The sequence below is a fragment of the Legionella quinlivanii genome, from assembly GCF_003265995.1.
GTDB classification, from domain to species: domain Bacteria; phylum Pseudomonadota; class Gammaproteobacteria; order Legionellales; family Legionellaceae; genus Legionella_C; species Legionella_C quinlivanii_A.
In genome coordinates this window covers 116,651-133,950 of record NZ_MVJN01000010.1, presented here as the reverse complement: position 1 = coordinate 133,950, position 17,300 = coordinate 116,651, and the positions used below count along the sequence as shown (strand labels likewise).

The following is a 17,300-nucleotide window of genomic DNA, read 5'->3' as shown; positions in this document are numbered from 1 at the left end:
GAATCAGTTGATTTGCTTCAGAACCTGATCAGTAATATCCAGTTTGTCGATGCTAAATGGAGTCGCATCTTTTTGCAGAATCAAATCATACTTTTCATTTTCAGCTACTTTACTTATTGCTTTACGGATTTTACCGTATAACTCTTCCATAGCTTCATTATGAGCAGTACTTAATTCCTGCTGGTATTGCTGACCTTCCCTTTCAAAAGTTTGTTGCTGAGAAACAATTTTTTTCTCCATATCTTTTTTCTGGGTCTGGCTCAAAACAGTGCTGTCGCGTTTAAACTTTTCCATGTCTTTTTTCAGACTTTCTTCCATAGCAACCAGTTTGTCACGTCTTGGCTTGAATTCTTTTTCCAGTTTTTGCTGAATGGCTTTCATCTGACTGGAAGTTTGCATGATTTTTTGCAAATCAACCACACCAATTTTTGACCAGTCGGCAAACGCGTTAGTCATACCCAAGCTAAACAACAATGCAATAAATAACCCGCTTACACGCTTCATGTTTTTCTCCTGATTTCAAAGCCACAAATGCTAGCACAAATTCATAACACTTGCGATAAAGGGAATCAATATCTCTGATAAAAAATTTAGGCCTGTCGAGGGTATAACCAATCTAAAAAAATGGGCTCCTGAGAACAAGCCGCCGGGCCTAGGGAGCACCGCCATTAAGTTAGCTCAGTTGTATATTAAATTGTCTTCCCCGCGAAGGCGGGGATCCATCTATGAGCTAGCTATAATGCCAGTTTAGGAGTGGATTCCCGCCTTCGCGGGAAGGACATAATTCCTTAACTTAATGGCAGTGGACCTAGGGGAGATAAGCAGATACCGCGCATAAAGCGCGGTACGCTGACGAAAGGTTAAAATCCGGAGGTCAGTGAGAACTGGAAGAACTGCTGTTCGTCACCAGGCTGCATATTCAAGGGTTTCGCAATGCTAAAGGCTAATGGGCCAAAAGGTGAACGCCATTCTACAGAAAGACCTGCTGAATAACGCATTGGACCATCCCCCCAGCCAGCCAGCGCTAATGGGGTGCCACGAACAAACACATTACCGGCATCAACAAAAGCCATTGTTCGGATATTGTCACGGCTTAAAGGATAAGGCAATGCAATACCGGCACTGCCATTGACCAGGAAGTTCGCTCCCATCGAGTTACCAACGCTGTCTCTGGGCCCTAACGTATAGGTCTGATAACCGCGTACCTGTCCAGGCTGGGCAATACCCCCTGCGTAATAGTTTTCAAAAAACGGCAGGCCCTGGTTGTTAAACCCGTTTCCGTAAGCAACATTTCCTAACAGTGAGAAGATAAAGCCATGTGTTAAAGGGTAATACCAATGTGCCGAGTAAGAGGTTTTGTAATAGTTAAGAGAATCTGAAGTCGCAGGCAAAGCAAACAGCAAACTGGCCTGTTGATTCATCCCTCGCGTCGGATAGGGCATCTGATCATAGGTATTACGGCTCCAGCCCGAAGTCAGGCGAATCTCATTGAAGCTTCGTCCGTAGATATTGACAAAGTTCTGGATCTGCTGAGAAGTACCCACCGATTTAATAAATAAATTCTGGAAACCATAGCCAAACTGCACACTGCTGTTTTCACTCAGCAGCACATTATAATTGATATCTCCTCCTACACGATCTGAGGTGTAGGCACTAATATCGAGTTTGCCGGGGTCAACTGTCTGATAGTAAATATTAACTCCACGGCCGACACCGGTATTGGTATAGAATGGGTTGTAGTAGCTCAGGTTATAATCCTGGCCGTAATAACTTGCATTAAATGAAAAACCTACTGAGCGCCCAGTTCCCATAAAGTTATGCTGATTCACCGAGGCATTAAATTGCGGACCATTAGTACCATAACCCAGGGAAGCAGTCGCCTCAGCTGAAGGAGCCTCCTCCATCTGTACATCCAGATCGACCTGATTGTTAGTACCCGGGACAGGATTGGTTTTGATATTGATATCTTTTAAATAACTTAATAGTCTTAGTTGTCGCTCAGATTCTTTAATATTATGTAAGGAAAGTAAGCCGCCTTCGTTCTGGCGAATCACGCTTCTTAATACGTAATCACCGGTTTTGGTATTACCATGAAAATTAATCCGGCGAACGTATACATGACGGCCAGGCTCAATCACAAAGGTAATAAAGACCGTTTTGTCATTTTCATCAATGCGCGGCTCGGCATTGATGGCCGGAAACCCATAGCCAATATCTCCCAGTGCAAGACCAATGGCCGAAATACTTTCAGTTACTTTTTTTCGTGAGAACACATCGCCCTGCTTCACCTGAACCAAAGCATCAATTTTCTCTTTCGGCAATATGGTTTTACCAGCCAAAGCATAGCCAGCGAAGCGGTATTGAGGGCCTTCTTCAACGTGAATATTGATGTAGACATCTTTTTTATCCGGCGAGAGCAATACCTGGGAAGAGATCACATTGAATTTGAGATATCCTCTATCCAGATAAAAGGAGCGAATAGATTCAAGAGAGGCATCCATCGCAGCCTTTGAGTACTGATCTTTTTTACTAAAGTAAGTAAAGAGATTGCTGGTGGAAAGCGACATTTCAGACAGTAATTCACTATCCGAAAAGTCATGATTGCCAATAAAGCGAATTTCTTTAATACGGGATACCCGTCCTTCAGAAACCGTCACGTTGATGGCCACGCGGTTTTCAGTCAGCTGGGTAACCTGGGATTCAATGCGGGCATTATATCTGCCGCGACCGTTGTAAGCCTGTTTTAATTCTTTTTCCAATCGCTCTAATGAAGAACGTTGAAATACTCTACCCTTAGCCAATCCCATTTGCTTAAGCAGTTCTTTCATTTTATCGCTGGGAATTTCGGAATTACCAGTAACGGTAATCGAACCGATAGTGGCACGCTCAACCACATTAACAATCAGGGTATTTCCCTGACGTTCCAGTGATACTGATTGAAAAAACCCGGTATCGTATAAAGCGCGAATAATTTCTCCAGTAGAAGAAGCATCCACTTCTTCGCCCACCTGTACTGGTAAATAATTGAGTACTGTACCTACACTCACGCGCTGTAAACCAACAACCTTAATATCTCTTACGATAAACCCACCGGCCGCATGCAGTTGTATCGAAAGCGTAAGCATCGCGGAACAACAAACACCTAATACTAATTTTTTACTGACTTTATTCATTATTATTCTACGTCCAGTACTGCTTAAAATTTTGCCGACCAATCTTTTTTTATCGGCAGGCTTGGAGAAAAACAATTGCACCCTTTTATCGGAACTGATCTATCCTGTCAAGGATTGCTTGTTATCCGCAGGAGCTACAACTAATATGATCTTGTCATAAACAGGGGGCTATTTTAACCTGTCAGGCGGGAGAGATCATTAGTTAACGCTAAAAACATTAATGTTACCAAAAAGGCTAAACCGATATATAAACCAATTGTTCTAAATTCATCGGACAAGGGTTTTCGTCTAATCAGTTCGATCAAATAAAACAGCAAATGTCCGCCATCGAGCATAGGAACTGGCAAAAGATTCAATACTCCAAGGCTTATACTGACCAATGCCAGGAAAGAAAGGTAATAGGCAATACCGCTTCGACCCGACTCACCTGCTCCCTGGGCAATTCCTACGGGACCGCTTAAAGTATCTAATCCCAGCTGTCCGGTTACAAAGCGCCCGATTAGCGAAAAAGTCGCCCCAGTAAGTTCGACCGTTTGCTGCATGGCAATTTTAAGAGCAGGAAGAGGAGCCTCTCTTTGCAGACGCAGCCATTGATTTGGCCAATTTACTTTTTCCGATTTAACTCCTAAAAATCCGGAAACTTGCCCATCGGTTTCTTTTGCACCAATTGTCACAGGAACTTTCAGTAATTTTCCATTTCTAAGTACGGATAAATGTATCACCTGATTAGGATGTTCTTTTACAAAATCTACCAGGAACAACCAGTCGCTCAATTTCTGCTTATCCATCATTTCGATGCGATCCCCTACCAGAAGACCCGCCTGATCGGCAGGAGAGCCACTCATCACCTCACCTACTATGGGTGGGATCGAGGGTATAAAAGGCACAATACCAAGACTACCCAACAGGTCCGGTTTCCTGGGATTGATTTCCCAGTTTTTGAGGGAGAGCCACAACGTTTTATGCTCACCATTGACCATTGACTTTACAGTCAGGGATACTTTCTCATCACTTCCAACCAGGGGCATGAAGGCATATTGAAAATCTCGCCAGCTGCTGATTTTTCGATCTTCCATAGCCACGATTTCTTGTTTTGCAGTCAGGCCGGCATGAGCAGCAGGAGTTCCCGGTTTAATTTCATCAATCATCGGAGCAAGCGATTTAATTCCGATGATTAGAACAAGCCACAAGCAGACAAATGCAAATAGTAAATTAAAAGCGGGGCCGGCAACGACAATAGCAATACGCTGCCAAACCGGCTTGTTATTGAACGCCAGATGTTTTTCTTCGGGAGAAACCTCTCCTTCACTTTCATCGAGCATTTTGACATAGCCCCCCAGAGGAAGGAGCGACCAGGCGTATTCCGTACCCTTTCGATCATGCCATCTGGCAATCACTTTTCCAAAACCGAAGGAAAAACGCAGTACTTTGACCCCACACAAACGGGCAACCCAGAAGTGACCAAATTCGTGAATGGTTATCAGCAGAAAAAGAGCAAGAAAAAAATAAAGCAGCGTTAATATCATGGCATTATCCAGACATCCAGAACCAACCGTAAAAAAATGGCGCTGCGGCAATCATACTGTCCAGGCGATCCAGAATACCGCCATGTCCTGGTATTAAGTGGCCAGTATCCTTAATCTGTACACGTCTTTTAAACATACTGATAATCAAATCGCCAACCAGCGAAATGAGAATAACGGACAGTGCCATTAGAAACCACCTGGTCACACTGTCTGGTTTAAAATAAGAATAACCTGCTACTGCAACTGCCAGAGCCAAACCCAATCCTCCGCAGAGCCCCTCATAGGATTTACCGGGACTTACTGCAGGAATTAATTTATGTCGTCCCCATTGCTTTCCAGCCATGTATGCGCCGATATCCGCCCCCCAGATCAGCAGGAGAAGATAAACGACCAGTGCTTTTCCCTGAGGAAGAGCAAACACATTAATCATGCTTTGGCCAAACAAAGGTAATAATAGTATAGCTGAAAATGCGATAATGCCCGGCTTTCCCCAATAAGCCTGCGAGCGAGGAAATCCGACTAAGGCAGCGATAACCAGCAGCCAGGCCAATAACCCGGGAATAAGCCAGATTTCATAAAAAAAATAACATAAAATGGAAGCAACAATTAAACTGGCCATAAATACCAGTTTCAAAGGAAACCTGGTAATTGGTACCAATTGCAACCATTCAAATCCACAGGCCTGTACCAGCAAGAAGATAACGGCAGCAAAAAACCAGTAATTCGCGTAATACATGCCCAGTAAAACCAGAGGAGCCATTACCAGTATGGTTAATAAACGCTGTATAAACATTAGACGCTCCCTCTGATTTGTTCTGAGGTTTTACCGTAGCGTCTTTGCCTTTGGCTAAAGCTCTCAATTGCTTTTTCAAATTCGACACTGGAAAATTCGGGCCAGGAAACAGGTGCAAAATAAAGCTCGGTGTAGGCTATCTGCCAAAGAAAAAAATTACTGATTCGATGCTCGCCGCTGGTTCTTATGAATAAATCAGGATCAGGAATTTTGCCGGTATTCAGATAGTCGGCGACCAGAACTTCATTAATGGCTTCCAGGTTAATTTTTCCACAGGAAACATCTCTTGCTATCGATTGTACTGCCTGAACCACATCCCAGCGCCCACCATAATTAACAGCGATATTCAGGAGCAATTTGCTATTGTTTGCGGTTAGCTCTTCCGCTTTTTTCATCTCCTCGCATAAAGCGGCAGACAAATATCCCCTGTCACCTAAAAAATTGAGGCGAATCCCGTTCTGGTGCAATTCATTCACCTCTTTATTCAGAGCATTCATAAATAATTGCATCAGAAACTCAATCTCTGGCTCTGGACGTGACCAGTTCTCACTGCTAAAGGCAAACAGACTTAAAACCGAAACCCCCTTTTCAAGGCAGCATTTAATTACAGTTTTGACGCTATCTACTCCAGCACGGTGCCCTTCAACGCGATGCATGCCGCGTTGCTGCGCCCATCGCCCATTGCCATCCATTACGATAGCTATATGCTGAGGTACCTTATTATTCAAGCTTACTCACCTTAATATCGCAGAAACAAGAATTACAATGGCCGATAGTCTAACTGCTTTATTAAAAAATATTAAGCCCTTTGGTGAATATGATGACAGCTAAAGATAAAGCAGGCACCTGACAGATTGAGCCACACTGAGGGCACTGAAAATGAAGTTATGGTAAGGGCTGGTAAAATTCAGTGTCCTTTTATAAACTGACCCGCATGAAAAACAACGGAGCTTCATTAATGAATAAAACAATAGCTGTCCTTCTGGGAACAGGTCTTGGTCTGACATCAACAGTATCGCTTGCGGATGCCTTCCAGACTACTTCATTGCCTCAAGGTTATAAAAATACCTTGGTTGCTGATACCTCAACACCCAGCAGCGACAGCAGTACGCAAACTCAAACCGATGGAAAAGACGATAAAAAAGGCGAAGGAAAATGCGCTGCCGGCAAATGCGGAGCGGGTAAATGCGGTTCTTCTAACTAATTATTTGCTGAAGATCCATGCCAAGCGTTTCAAAACCAATAGCCGGTACGGGGCTAGGATTACGGACCGGCTTTTTAAAGGAATTGATTAATAACTCAGATATCGCCTTTAATTTCCTCGAACTGGCCCCCGAAAACTGGCTGGGAATTGGCGGATGGCGTGCCCGTGCACTAAGCACAATCCGCGAACGATTTCCGCTTAGCGCACATGGTTTAGGACTGTCTATTGGCGGCATCAATCCTGTCAATACTCAGTTCCTCGATCAGCTGATGCTGTTTTTTAAACAGTATGACATAAAGCAATATACCGAACATCTGAGTTATTGCAGTGATGAACAAGGTTATCTTTATGAGCTATTGCCATTGCCTTTCACCGAGGAAGCAGTAAAGCATGTGAGTGCCAGAATTCGCTTTGTCCAGGATTATCTGGGAATGCGCATTGCCTTTGAGAATTCAAGCTATTACTACTGCCCTGCTCAGGAGATGGGAGAAATAGACTTCATTAACGCGGTGCTTGCAGAAGCAGACTGCGACCTCTTGCTGGATATCAACAATCTCTATGTGAATAGCATCAACCATCAATATCAGGCAAAAGAGTTCATCACCAAGCTGCCCGCGCATAAAATTCAACTTGTTCATGTGGCAGGTCATGAATCTATTGATAATGATTTAATTCTCGACACGCACGGCAGCCCGGTTTGCTCGCAGGTCTGGGAGCTTTTACAGTTCCTGTATCAGCAGAAAGGCGTTATACCCACCTTGCTGGAACGCGATCAGAATATTCCTGAGTGGTCTGAATTGCTGCGTGAAACGAAAGTAATCCAGCAATTGCAGAGCAATATATGAACAATTCAATAAAAATCCTGCAAACGACATTTACCAGGTCTTTGCGCCATTCAGAAAAATTAGCCGACACTTCACGAATAAATCTCTATCAGAACCTTGTATTCTCAACCTTTAATGATTTGATTAAGCCCTGTTTTCCTGTATTAAAATCCATTCTTTCAGCTTCACTTTGGGAAGAGCTAATTCGCGATTTCATCCGAAACCACCCAGTTTCCACCCCTTTGTTTTATCAAATTCCAGGTGAATTTGTACGCTTTCTTCAGGAAAGCGCAAGCCTCTCCAAGCACCCTCCTTTTCTGGCGGATTTAGCGCATTATGAATGGATGGAGTTAGTGATTGAACTGGCTGTGGATGAACCGGAACGAATGCCTGCTACGGCAGTGCCCTCTTTGAACAGTGTTTTTCGATTGAGCACGACCGCAGCCATGCACCATTACCACTACCCGGTTGAACAAATCAGCGAGAATTATTTACCGCTGCAACCAGAGGACTCTTTTCTGATAATCTGGAGAGACGCCAGTGACAAGGTGGAATTTATGAAAATCAGCGCCTTTGTTTATCACCTGCTAAATCATATGACAGAGAATAAAGCATCAGCCTGCAGCACGCTTAATCTGGAAAATCACCCGCAAAGAGAAGAGCTGGCTTCTCTTTGCGAAAAACTGTTAAACGAACTGGTAGACAAAAATATTTTGCTTCCAGCCCGTTAATCCCCTAAAACACAAGCCCCCTTGCCATCGGCACTCCATTGAGTGCTTATCGTGTAAACGCTGCTGCAATCCGCGTTTTTACAAATCATTGTTGCTGGTATCACCTGGCAGGCACCCGCCCAGCCATTGTTATTAAATGCAATGGATAAAGCTTTTGCTCCCGCGGGAAGATTGGCGGTGCCTGTGCGTCCATTGACGGTTGCAGCCGCTATCCAGTTTCCCTGGGAAGCATCTAAATTGTAACTTAGACTTAATTGAGTAATCTGCCCTAAGTTTCCTGCATTAAAATTAACGGTTACCGCCTGCGGCAAGCCATCTTCCTGAGCTCCACCTGAAATGTCGACTTTTTCAGGGATATCGTAATTCTCACCCGATAATTTGCCGCCATACTGAAATGGATTGTAATTAAAATAGTTCATAATCACCCAGGCATTGGATGTGGTGCTGGGTAAGGTATTGGCATTCCAGCCGAAAGGAATGGCGAAACGCTTACTGGCATATAGATAGGCCTGGCCCGATTGACTATCGAGACTTACGAAATTATCTTTGGGGGTTGCGCCGTCAAAACCTGCTGCCAGATACTGATCGTTTCGCAAATGCTTAATTCCCTGCTGCATGCTGGTCAGATCGGCCTGCAACTGGCTTATGTCTTCACCCTTTTGAGAATAATAATCAATAAGCGACTGAACCATATTAATAGCGCCAGCGGTCCACTCGGTCGACATAATATTTTCAGGATTATCCCCGGAATTATTATGAAGGGTGTAACCCACTCCCCAGAGCTCGCCTTGCTGGTAATAACCTCCCTGCTCTCTGATTTTATTCCAGACAGCCTTAGATGTTCCATCACCAAACCATTTGTCAACGGTTTCTGGGCCTAAGGCAGCAATTCCCCAGGTGTTAATATCAACAGCCATCGCCGCTGCTGAATCAGAAGTATCGGGTTGCCAGTCGGAAAGGGAAGAAGGAATGGGTGCTGTGCCATGCGTATAAAAAATGCCATGCTTTTGATCATAGGCCCCATTATAGATGAAGCTTAATAAGCCCAGCGTTTTATAACCATTTACAGTGGTTCCGCCATTAAGCATGACATCAACCTGCTGCAAGGCCTCGGTCACTTGCGGAGTCTGTTCGCTGTTTTGCAGAACTTTCTTTAAAATCTGCAGGCCGCCAAGCGCTGAAAAATTATTTTCAACTGAAATTTCCCCTTGCGCTATCGGCCCCTGGTTTCCTTGTGAGCCGCCCGGCGCATAGTAAAATGCACCAATTCCAGCCTGCATCGCAGAAAAAGCGCCTAGACTATTCATTGCATTGATTAAAGCGGGAGAATTGGCAGCTACTTTGCCATCATTGAGAAGTAATTCTGCCTGTAAAGGACCTATTAGCTGGGCCCAGGCGTTTTCCCCGGTAATGGGTTTCCAATCAGACCAGGTGGATACATATTCGAAAAACTGAGCTGGATGTTTATCGGGATCATTTTGAGCCAATTCTTCCGGATCATAATCCCAGCTGAGTTCTTTTTGATACCTCCCTTTATAGAAGGGATCTTTGTTATGGAAATCAGTAGCAATCATACGAAAACTGAAGGCTTTACTGGCATCGCTTATTGAACTCTGATAGCCATATTTGAATTGCTTGTCGGTGGCGCGGTTATCCTTGTTCATAATCGCCTGTAACTGGTTGCCAATCAATGTTTTCGCTTGCTCAGCCTCCAGATAATGATTTTTGGCGGCCAATGCCAGTGCAATTTGCCAGGTTGCGGCATCGTAGATATCCGCTCCATACTTCATATCGGTTCGTTCAAGCTGGGCTTGTGCCTGGGCCATGTCAAGGTCACCGCCTTGCTGAGGGGGAAGACCGCGCCCGAGAATAGCGTAGGGATCATTGTATAAACTGTCCACAACACTGCAGGTATCCGCAGGCTTGCAGATATAATCACCAAAATATTTGTCAATATCTTCCTGGTTGCCGGTATAGTAGCTCAGAGGAACCGATTGGCCGTCCTTGCTGCTTATCAGAAGATCTTTGGAAACCAGAAAGCTGACCAGCTCGCTGATGTCCTTATTCTGTGCATCCTCTGCAAATAATGCTCCTGGATTACAAACAAGACTGCTGATCGCCAGGACCAGGGGAAGTTTTCTCATCAGTTTCGCTCCGGCTAGAATGTCAGGCCGGATTATAAAATCACGATGAGGACCGTGCGCGTTAATTTACTAATATTTACGCTTTTTTAGCGATTGGCTTGTTCTGGGGTGTGTTTTTTGTAATTTGATTCGATAGCCTGGATTTCGGCTGCTGCTTTTTCACTCTCTTCATTAAGAGCGGTATTAAACCAGCTGGCAAGAATTTCTTTTGCCAAATCCTGAGTCAGCAAGCGATTGGATAATGCAAGGACATTGGCACTATTCCAGATGCGGGAACCTGCAGCGGTTTGAGCATCGGTGCACAAGGCGGCTCTGATGCCAGGAATCTTGTTAGCAACAATTGAGGTGCCAGTACCTGTCCAGCAGAAGAAAATACCTTCCTGGCAGTCTCCTGAACTGATTGCCTGGGCTGCTTCCTCAGTTGAGGCAATCCAGGGCGCATTACTGCGCGATCGCAGAGCGCCAAATAACACCGGTTCGTATCCTGACTTTCTCAACTCCTCAACTACAAAATCGTTCACTGGATAAAGCTCATCGCTGCAAACCGCTATTTTCATCGTTATAACTCCCAGCTATTTGACCAGATTAAAACCGGCATCAATCCAACCCTGTGATCCACTCTCCAGAGAGTACACCTGCTCATAACCCATGGCCTGCAGATTATCCGCAACCAGAGCACAGCGAAAACCGCCGCTGCAATACACGACAATTGGAGTCTTTAAATCTGAAATTTGTTTCTCGATATCGCGCTCAATAATTCCTTTCCCCAGATGGACAGCTCCTGGAAGGTGTCCGGTTTCCCATTCATTGGTTTCGCGTACATCTATGAGCTGAAAAGATTCATTGCTATCCATTTTTTCTTTCAAAGCGAGCGGAGAAATCTCTTTAATGCGTTGCTTTGCCGCTGTCACTAACTTCAAAAATCCGGGAGAATGTTGTTTCATAATAATCCTTAAAGAGAAGTGCCTCTATTATAGAAGTTAATCCTTTTTAATTTAAATAAAAAAACATTGCAATCGACATCGAATGCTCGCCTAAACCTGTCCGATAAGTATATACTTAGAGATCTAATCTTTCCTGCTCAGGAAGATTTCATTATTCTCTAATTTTGTCGGAGTTACCCCATGCAACAAAGAAAACCATTAGTATTAATGATTCTTGATGGCTGGGGGTACAGCTGCAACGAGAACCACAACGCAATCGCCGCAGCAGACACTCCTCAATGGGATGACTGGTGGGCGCACCGGCCGCATATCTTGCTAAACGCCTCTGGACATGTCGTTGGTTTACCCGATGATCAAATGGGCAATTCGGAAGTCGGCCATATGCATATTGGTGCAGGCCGCCTGATTTATCAGGATTTAACCCGCATCAATCATGCCATAGATACCGGAGAATTCGAGCAAAACGAATTATTTCTGGCTACTATTCAGCAATTAAAAGAAAGTGGCAAGTCCTTGCATGTGATGGGACTTTTATCTCCCGGAGGAGTTCACAGTCATCAAAATCACTTATTTACCTTTATAAAGATTTGCCATCAGCTTGGATTTTACGATGTGTATCTTCATCTGTTTTTAGATGGCCGTGACACTCCACCACAAAGTGCCCTAAGCAGTATCGAAGCTCTGGAAGAGCAGCTTGAGCGTTATCCGGCAGCACGTATTGCTTCAATCAGCGGGCGTTATTTTGCTATGGACCGGGACAAACGCTGGGAAAGGATAGCACCGGTTTATCATATGCTGACCCAAGGCAAGAGCCAATACCATTTTGACAGCGCAAAAGAGGCGATCCGGAATTTCTATGCAGACGGCAAATCGGATGAATTCATTCCGCCGACTTTGATTGGAGAACATAAAGCGATCGAAGATGGGGATGCCCTGTTCTTTTTTAACTTTCGTGCCGATCGCGCAAGGCAGCTCACTGAGGCATTCATTAACGACTCATTTGAGGGTTTCATTCGTCATAGGAAACCAGAACTGGCTGCCTTTATCAGCATGACTCAGTTCTCAAAAAGCTTAAACACCGCAATCGCATTTCCACCGATTCCTTTAAGCAATACGCTCGGAAAAGTGCTTGCCGATTATCGATTGAATCAGTTGAGAATTGCGGAAACGGAAAAATACGCCCATGTCACCTTCTTTTTTAATGGCGGATCAGAACAGATTTTTCCCAATGAGGATCGCATACTCATCCCCTCTCCACCTGTTGCAACCTATGATTTACAACCGGAGATGAGCGCGCCTCAGTTAACCCATGCCCTGGTGGATGCGATTAACAGCGATGCCTATGATGTGATCATCTGCAATTATGCCAATGCCGATATGGTAGGACATACAGGCGATTTTAGCGCCACGAAGAAAGCAATTGAGTGCCTTGACCGTTGTATGAGTGAGGTTTGGCAGGCTTTGGAAAGAAAAGACGGTTGCATGTTAATCACCGCGGACCATGGCAATGCAGAATTAATGTATGATGAAAACACCAGCCAGGCTCACACTGCTCATACCTGTGAAATGGTCCCCTTTGTTTATGTGGGTAATACCCGGAGACATTTTAAAGTCAGCCAGGGTACTTTAGTGGATATCGCACCGACCATTCTTTCTCTGCTTGATTTATCAAAGCCGGATGAAATGACAGGACAAGCCCTTCTGGTGGAAGATCATGCCGATTCTGTCTAATTTCAGATGTTATATTTCAGGTTTTACCCTTGTCCTTTGCCTGGCAGGTGCAAACTATGCGGCTGATAGCTCCTCTGTACTACAGACTAAAACCAAATTAAAGCAGCTGGACACGCAAATTAACCGTCTCAAACAAGTGCTGGCCAATGCGAATGATCGCCGCGGTCTGTTGAATCGTGAACTGGCAGGCACCGAGAAACAAATAGACAAAGCCATTCAACAGCTGCGCTCCATTCAAACTGATATCGACAGCAAGAAACAAAAAATTGTCAGCCTGGAACAGCATATCAGCGAATTGAATCAGCAACTGATAAAGCAGCAGCAACAACTGGCAAGCCATATTCGCACCCGCTATCAGATAGGGGGTTATCAGCCGGTTAAATGGATTATCAATCAGGATGAACCCTATTCTATCAGTCGCCTGCTCACCTATTATCAATACATCGTTCAGTCACGGCAACATATTATCGACGCCATTGATAACACGAAAAAGAATTTAACCTCCAATCAGAAAAGTTTACAGGATGAACTGGCTGAGCAGCGCCAGCTACAGCAGCGGCTTCATATTCATCAGGCCCAGCTACAGGAAGATAAACACTACCATAAAGCAGTTATCCAATCACTGAGTAAAGAAATCCAGAGCAAAGAGCATACACTGGCAGAGTTTGAACGTAACAAAGAGAATCTCTCCAGTCTTTTAAAGAATCTGGCCTTGAAAAGTGTCGCCTTACCTAAACAAAGCTTTAACCAGATGCGGCATAAACTTCCACGCCCCATTCAAAGCCGTTCTCTTCAACGGATGAATCAGGGCGTGACATTTTTTGCCGGAGAAGGAACACCAGTGCGTGCCGTCTCTTCAGGCAAAATTGTCTTTAGCGATTGGCTTAATGGCTATGGGTTATTAATCATTATTGATCATGGGCAAGGCTTTATGACCCTGTATGCGCACAACCAGTCTTTATATAAGCGCAAAGGGGCTACCGTACAGCAAGGAGAGCAAATTGCCTCCGTTGGACACAGCGGCGGGATAAAACAAAACGGTCTATACTTTGAGGTGAGGCAACGTGGCAAAGCTGTTCCACCACTTGAATGGTTAGCTTGATTTGTGTAATTTGACAATCATCGACATAATAACAAACATCAGCCAGAAGTAGTCAAATCCAGCTTGGTGATTCTGTGATCGTTAAGAAAGCAGTTATGATAAACGGATTTCTCGGTTTTCTGTCCCGTATGCTGTGTTGATTCATGCTCGAAGTAATAGCCTGAAGCAGACGAACCGGCATTGCAAAAGCAATTTCCGATAGAAGTTTTTCTTCTTAATAGACTCTCTGGCATTTATATTGCTTCATGTAATTTGACATCGGAAGGTGACCGCATGATGCGTGGCACACTATCCAAGGAGAACATTATGCGCAACAAACGGTTTTACTCTGGTGCTCTGGCGACAGTATTAACAACTGCGTTTTTGTTTCCAGCTCAACTCTATGCAACTGATGCCTCGGCAACAGCGACAAACACCAATGCAGAGGGTAATAAAAAAATTCCATTGGAGGATGTCCAACGCTTCTCAAATGCCTTAAGCCAGATTAAAAAATATTATGTGAAACCGACTGACGATAAAGAGCTGTTTGATAATGCCATTAAAGGTATGCTAAGCGGTCTGGATCCACATTCCACTTATCTTGATGAAGATGCATTTAAAGATCTGCAAACTTCAACCAGCGGTGAATTTGGCGGTCTGGGTATTGAAGTCACAATGGAAGAAGGAGTAGTGAAAGTGGTCACTCCTCTGGTTGATACACCAGCCTATCGAGCGGGTATCAAAGCCGGTGATTATATAATCAAACTGGGCAACCAATCCGTTCAGGGCATCACTCTGCAGGAAGCCGTTGATTTAATGCGTGGAAAGGCGGGTACGACCATCGACCTGACTATTCTGAGAAAAGGTGAAAGTAAACCACTGGTATTCTCTGTGGTTCGCGAGAAAATTCTTATCAAAAGCGTAAAAAGTAAACTCCTTGATGACAATTACGGTTATATACGCCTGACCCAATTTCAGGCAATGACCGGTGATGATATGGAAAAAGCGATCGCTCAACTGAAACAACAGGCAGGCGGCAATCTGAAAGGTCTGATTCTTGATCTCAGAAATAATCCGGGAGGATTGCTGGATTCAGCGATTCAGGTATCAGATGCGTTTCTGGATACCTCGAAAGATGGCAAGCAGGAAATGATTGTCTACACACAAGGGCGCTTACCGGGTTCAAAATTCACTGCTCTGGCCAATCCAGGCGATGTTTTGAACAATGCACCCATGATAGTTCTAATCAATAATGGCTCAGCTTCAGCTTCAGAGATTGTTGCCGGGGCTCTTAAAGACAACAAACGCGCAATTATCGTCGGCACACAAAGCTTCGGTAAAGGCTCTGTACAGACTATCCTGCCGCTAGATGATAAACGTGGAATCAAACTGACGACAGCCCTTTATTATACGCCATCTGGTGTGTCTATTCAGGCCAAGGGTATTACCCCTGATATCGTCATCGATGAAGTGACTGTGGCAAAAGATGATAATAAAGCCAGTTTCACCGGGTTTTCAGAGGCTGATTTAAGCGGCCATCTGGCTAATACCAGTGAACAAACCAAAAGCGTTGAACACTCTAACAAAGATGATAAAGCGCTTCTGCATGAGGACTACCAACTGTATGCTGCCTTGACTATTCTCAAAGGCCTGGCAGTTGCCCGTAACTAATCAAAAGCCTCCCCTCCTACGTCCCGCGACTTGTTCGCGGGATCCAGCTACCCAATAAGACCATCCTTTTTTGTGGCACAACCTGTTATCCCTTAACTCAATACCAATAGGGCTAGAATATCCCTTAATAAAACCTTAACCATTTCTGACTATAATTAGACCAATATAAATAACTAATGAGCAATATAATGGCTAGAGCAAAGCGGGATAATTCTTCGTTAAAAGCGTTAGTTGTAGGAGATGCAAACAGCGCATGGTCTGAGTTCCTGGAACCTACCATTCGAAAATCCAGGACAGCGCAAGGTGAAACTAACACAGAAAACTCTTCTGTGGTTAGAATCCGAAAACCCCTCAGAGAACCTACTAAAGGCGAGTTAAGACGACATCGGAACAATCCCTCTGCTCTTCAGGCAAATATACTGAGTCAGGACCATGCCCCTTTTTTGAATCTGGTAAATGCCACAGCCGAACCCGCGCGAGCCAGGATGCATGTGGGTAAAGATGAGAAGAGCGCGGATGTGCTCATTTATGTCGTTAACCTATCCAGTGACCAAAATAATATTGAAGAATTAAAAGCAAATATTAACACTTATCTCCAACAGATGCGCCCGGATACACGATTGATTTTAGTAGGAACTCATCCTTCCTCGGGTCTGTTTGACTTTCCCCAAACATCCGACAATGAGGAGGTTCTGAACAGCCTTCGAGGTACTTTTGCATCAAGATTAATTAATGTGCTTAACCTTCCGCCCAATTCTATAAACCCTTTCGGTGCAAATCCTAAAGATAAAGAAATAGAGAATTTTATAACACAACTCGATTTCTATGCGAGCAACAGGCCGGCACCTCAAGTACAGTTATCACAGCCATCCACTCCAACGCACACAGCTCCAGCTGCTGAAAACCCAAGAACACCACGCCAGAATTTAAATATTGAACTCGAATTTCCCCCTCAACCCCAACAACCGCCGGCTCAACCTCAACCATCTCCTGCGCCGCAGAATGTATCTGTCCTGACTCGACATGATTATCCAAAGTCATATCATGCGATGTGGACCAGGCAAACCCTCCCGCATTTATCCATGGAGAAAAGAAATTATCTGGCAGCGAGGACTATCCTTGAAGACTATGCACTTAGAACCTCAGATACCGCGAGCAGATGGCAGCGGGCGGGGCATTTTTTTGCACACCCGCGGCGTGGCCACACTGAGATTATTAATAACTTTTTAAAGAATTATACCGGTGAGGAGAATGTTCCGGCATTGCTTAGCGCACTCCAGCAGACATTGAAAGAAGAAATCAAAGAAGAGTTTAACCCCAAAGGAAGTCTTGCAGTCCGTATGGACTACATTGAAGAGCAGTGCAATTTGAATGCTGATAAAAGAATTATAAATCACGAGGAAATCATTGCTGCAAGACAGGAAAGAATCGATGCAAAAAATGGTCAAAGTCTGTGCTAATTGAAATAACCATCTTGA

15 protein-coding genes are annotated in these 17,300 nt (G+C 44.4%); 7 read left to right on the top strand and 8 right to left on the bottom strand.

Features of this window, described 5'->3' with window-relative positions; translation table 11 throughout:
* Positions 1-3 precede the first annotated feature (3 nt).
* The 5 genes from B1207_RS13290 to B1207_RS13270 form a co-directional block, all read right to left on the bottom strand.
* Complete coding sequence (locus B1207_RS13290) at positions 4-504, bottom strand: OmpH family outer membrane protein (protein WP_112220420.1); 501 nt, start codon at positions 502-504, stop codon at positions 4-6.
* 356 nt (positions 505-860) lie between these two features.
* The gene (bamA, locus tag B1207_RS13285) at positions 861-3,173 is read right to left on the bottom strand and encodes an outer membrane protein assembly factor BamA (RefSeq protein ID WP_172458306.1); all 2,313 of its coding nucleotides are present in this window, start codon (positions 3,171-3,173) and stop codon (positions 861-863) included.
* A 173-nt stretch (positions 3,174-3,346) separates the two neighbouring features.
* Positions 3,347-4,699: an RIP metalloprotease RseP gene (gene rseP, locus B1207_RS13280; RefSeq protein WP_112220419.1), complete on the bottom strand. Its 1,353-nt coding sequence runs from the start codon at positions 4,697-4,699 to the stop codon at positions 3,347-3,349.
* Between the two features lie 4 nt (positions 4,700-4,703).
* The gene (locus B1207_RS13275) at positions 4,704-5,492 is read right to left on the bottom strand and encodes a phosphatidate cytidylyltransferase (protein ID WP_112220418.1); all 789 of its coding nucleotides are present in this window, start codon (positions 5,490-5,492) and stop codon (positions 4,704-4,706) included.
* Positions 5,492-6,220, bottom strand: a complete 729-nt coding sequence (locus B1207_RS13270) for an isoprenyl transferase (RefSeq protein ID WP_112220417.1) — start codon at positions 6,218-6,220, stop codon at positions 5,492-5,494. The genes B1207_RS13275 and B1207_RS13270 overlap by 1 nt, the downstream gene beginning before the upstream one ends.
* 206 nt (positions 6,221-6,426) lie before the next feature.
* Here B1207_RS13270 and B1207_RS13265 point away from each other — a divergent pair, with 206 nt between their 5' ends.
* From B1207_RS13265 to B1207_RS13255, 3 genes are read left to right on the top strand one after another with little or no spacing between them, the layout of a single operon-like run.
* Positions 6,427-6,696: a hypothetical protein gene (locus tag B1207_RS13265; protein WP_172458305.1), complete on the top strand. Its 270-nt coding sequence runs from the start codon at positions 6,427-6,429 to the stop codon at positions 6,694-6,696.
* A 17-nt stretch (positions 6,697-6,713) separates the two neighbouring features.
* Positions 6,714-7,541: an HvfB family MNIO-type RiPP peptide maturase gene (locus B1207_RS13260; RefSeq protein WP_112220415.1), complete on the top strand. Its 828-nt coding sequence runs from the start codon at positions 6,714-6,716 to the stop codon at positions 7,539-7,541.
* Complete coding sequence (locus B1207_RS13255; RefSeq protein WP_112220414.1) at positions 7,538-8,251, top strand: HvfC family RiPP maturation protein; 714 nt, start codon at positions 7,538-7,540, stop codon at positions 8,249-8,251. The genes B1207_RS13260 and B1207_RS13255 overlap by 4 nt, the downstream gene beginning before the upstream one ends.
* On the opposite strand, the gene B1207_RS13250 is transcribed toward B1207_RS13255, so the two are convergent.
* From B1207_RS13250 to B1207_RS13240, 3 genes are all read right to left on the bottom strand, one after another.
* A complete protein-coding gene (locus B1207_RS13250) occupies positions 8,248-10,395 on the bottom strand; it encodes a hypothetical protein (protein WP_112220413.1) in 2,148 nt (715 codons plus the stop codon). The two genes, B1207_RS13255 and B1207_RS13250, sit on opposite strands and share 4 nt — an antisense overlap.
* A gap of 86 nt (positions 10,396-10,481) precedes the next feature.
* Positions 10,482-10,952: an RpiB/LacA/LacB family sugar-phosphate isomerase gene (locus tag B1207_RS13245; RefSeq protein ID WP_112220412.1), complete on the bottom strand. Its 471-nt coding sequence runs from the start codon at positions 10,950-10,952 to the stop codon at positions 10,482-10,484.
* A gap of 15 nt (positions 10,953-10,967) precedes the next feature.
* Entirely contained in the window at positions 10,968-11,339 is a 372-nt protein-coding gene (locus tag B1207_RS13240) for a rhodanese-like domain-containing protein (protein WP_112220411.1), read from the bottom strand.
* 180 nt (positions 11,340-11,519) lie between these two features.
* Between B1207_RS13240 and gpmI the strand changes: the two genes are divergently transcribed.
* The 4 genes from gpmI (at position 11,520) to B1207_RS13220 (ending at position 17,282) form a co-directional block, all read left to right on the top strand.
* Positions 11,520-13,070 carry a 2,3-bisphosphoglycerate-independent phosphoglycerate mutase gene (gene gpmI / locus B1207_RS13235; RefSeq protein ID WP_112220410.1) on the top strand — a complete coding sequence of 517 codons (1,551 nt, stop codon included), beginning with the start codon at positions 11,520-11,522 and terminating at the stop codon, positions 13,068-13,070.
* Positions 13,054-14,172 (top strand): murein hydrolase activator EnvC family protein, encoded by a 1,119-nt coding sequence (locus B1207_RS13230; RefSeq protein ID WP_112220409.1) that lies wholly within the window; start codon positions 13,054-13,056, stop codon positions 14,170-14,172. The genes gpmI and B1207_RS13230 overlap by 17 nt, the downstream gene beginning before the upstream one ends.
* A 306-nt stretch (positions 14,173-14,478) precedes the next feature.
* Entirely contained in the window at positions 14,479-15,822 is a 1,344-nt protein-coding gene (locus B1207_RS13225) for a S41 family peptidase (RefSeq protein ID WP_112220408.1), read from the top strand.
* Between the two features lie 176 nt (positions 15,823-15,998).
* On the top strand, positions 15,999-17,282 hold the full coding sequence (locus B1207_RS13220; RefSeq protein WP_172458304.1) for a DUF5617 domain-containing protein: 1,284 nt from the start codon (positions 15,999-16,001) through the stop codon (positions 17,280-17,282).
* Positions 17,283-17,300 lie beyond the last annotated feature (18 nt).

What these genes read in the sequence shown, in the direction of transcription:
- B1207_RS13290 (WP_112220420.1), bottom strand. Translation starts at nt 504, where the DNA reads ATGAAGCGTGTAAGCGGGTTATTTATTGCATTGTTGTTTAGCTTGGGT.
- bamA (WP_172458306.1), bottom strand. Translation starts at nt 3,173, where the DNA reads ATGAATAAAGTCAGTAAAAAATTAGTATTAGGTGTTTGTTGTTCCGCG.
- rseP (WP_112220419.1), bottom strand. Translation starts at nt 4,699, where the DNA reads ATGATATTAACGCTGCTTTATTTTTTTCTTGCTCTTTTTCTGCTGATA.
- B1207_RS13275 (WP_112220418.1), bottom strand. Translation starts at nt 5,492, where the DNA reads ATGTTTATACAGCGTTTATTAACCATACTGGTAATGGCTCCTCTGGTT.
- B1207_RS13265 (WP_172458305.1), top strand. Translation starts at nt 6,427, where the DNA reads ATGAAAAACAACGGAGCTTCATTAATGAATAAAACAATAGCTGTCCTT.
- B1207_RS13260 (WP_112220415.1), top strand. Translation starts at nt 6,714, where the DNA reads ATGCCAAGCGTTTCAAAACCAATAGCCGGTACGGGGCTAGGATTACGG.
- B1207_RS13255 (WP_112220414.1), top strand. Translation starts at nt 7,538, where the DNA reads ATGAACAATTCAATAAAAATCCTGCAAACGACATTTACCAGGTCTTTG.
- B1207_RS13250 (WP_112220413.1), bottom strand. Translation starts at nt 10,395, where the DNA reads ATGAGAAAACTTCCCCTGGTCCTGGCGATCAGCAGTCTTGTTTGTAAT.
- B1207_RS13245 (WP_112220412.1), bottom strand. Translation starts at nt 10,952, where the DNA reads ATGAAAATAGCGGTTTGCAGCGATGAGCTTTATCCAGTGAACGATTTT.
- B1207_RS13240 (WP_112220411.1), bottom strand. Translation starts at nt 11,339, where the DNA reads ATGAAACAACATTCTCCCGGATTTTTGAAGTTAGTGACAGCGGCAAAG.
- gpmI (WP_112220410.1), top strand. Translation starts at nt 11,520, where the DNA reads ATGCAACAAAGAAAACCATTAGTATTAATGATTCTTGATGGCTGGGGG.
- B1207_RS13230 (WP_112220409.1), top strand. Translation starts at nt 13,054, where the DNA reads ATGCCGATTCTGTCTAATTTCAGATGTTATATTTCAGGTTTTACCCTT.
- B1207_RS13225 (WP_112220408.1), top strand. Translation starts at nt 14,479, where the DNA reads ATGCGCAACAAACGGTTTTACTCTGGTGCTCTGGCGACAGTATTAACA.
- B1207_RS13220 (WP_172458304.1), top strand. Translation starts at nt 15,999, where the DNA reads ATGAGCAATATAATGGCTAGAGCAAAGCGGGATAATTCTTCGTTAAAA.